The 1,207-nt window shown below is 67.4% G+C and carries 2 protein-coding genes; one reads left to right on the top strand and one right to left on the bottom strand.

What is annotated here, in order from left to right; all coding sequences use genetic code 11:
* Positions 1–123: 123 nt before the first annotated feature.
* Positions 124–552: an OsmC family protein gene (locus LN996_RS23465; protein WP_159709070.1), complete on the bottom strand. Its 429-nt coding sequence runs from the start codon at positions 550–552 to the stop codon at positions 124–126.
* 133 nt (positions 553–685) lie between these two features.
* Between LN996_RS23465 and LN996_RS23460 the strand changes: the two genes are divergently transcribed.
* A complete protein-coding gene (locus tag LN996_RS23460) occupies positions 686–1,069 on the top strand; it encodes a VOC family protein (RefSeq protein WP_231343498.1) in 384 nt (127 codons plus the stop codon).
* Positions 1,070–1,207 lie beyond the last annotated feature (138 nt).

Raw genomic sequence — 1,207 nt, 5'->3', positions numbered from 1 at the left:
CGCGCCCCCCCCGCGCCGGCGCCCGCCCCCGCGGGGGCGCGGCCGGCCGCCCCCGCCCGCGGCGGCCCGCCGCGCCGGCCCGCCCCCCGCCCCCCCTCTTCTGTTGATCAGGCCTTGGTGGTGCTACGCCGCCAGCGTGGCATCCAACGTGATCTCGATGCTGGCCAGTGCGCCGGAAACGGGGCAGCCGGTCTTGGCGTCCTCGGAGATACGACGGAAATCCTCTTCTGAAAGACCCGGAACCTTGGCAGTCATCGTCAGGTGGCTGCCGGTGATGCCGGTGCCGGGAACGAACGTCACATCAGCCTTGGTGTGCACTTCTTCAGCAGTGAAACCTTCACCAGCAAGGGCGTGGCTGAAAGCCATGGAGAAGCATGCGGAGTGGGCAGCTGCAATCAGTTCCTCGGGGCTGGTCTTGCCGCCGGACTGCTCGGTACGGGCCTTCCACGTGACATCGAACGTGCCCAGGCCTGAGCTGTCCAGCGTTGTGTTGCCGGCGCCTTCAATCAGGTTGCCGTTCCAAACCGTGTGTGCGGTGCGTGTTGCTGCCATGTCCACTCCTTGGGGTCGTTGTGAGTCGGCAACCAGCCTTCGGCGGGTGCCACCGGGATCAATCCTATGGACTATGCTGCCGGACCGCACAGCCATTCCGCTGTCAGTGGATTGTGACCCCTAGACTGGCCGAATGGATACCGAAGAACAGGTAATTGGCACGCACGGCCGGGGGCCCAGAATCGCGTCGATCATGATCAACGCGGTCGATGCCGCCCACTTGGCCGCCTTCTGGTCGAAACTGCTGAACATGCCCGTTGCCGCAGAACATGAAGGTTTCATCTGGCTGCGGCCCTCGGAACCCGGCTACCCCCAACTGGCGTTTCAACAGGTCGCCGCGCCCACCGAGGGGCGACGCCGGCTTCACTTGGACCTCCACGACGACGATGCCACGGCTCTGAGGCGAAAGGCTGAGTCGTTGGGAGCTACTTTCGTCGGGGGACATGACATCGCGGATTTCCACTGGGACGTCATGCAGGACCCCGAGGGCAACGAGTTCTGCATCGCTCAGGAGTAGCAATTCCATAAACAGCAGCCGGGGGGGGGGGGGGGGGGGGGGGGGGGGGGGGGGGGGGGGGGGGGGGGGGGGGGGGGGGGGGGGTGGGGGAGCCGGCGAGGGAGGCGGGGGGGGGGGGGGGGGGGTTGGACCCCCCCC

The organism is Arthrobacter sp. AK01 (genome assembly GCF_021109375.1).
Taxonomy (GTDB): Bacteria; Actinomycetota; Actinomycetes; order Actinomycetales; family Micrococcaceae; genus Arthrobacter.
This window is presented reverse-complemented; position numbering and strand designations above follow the sequence as displayed.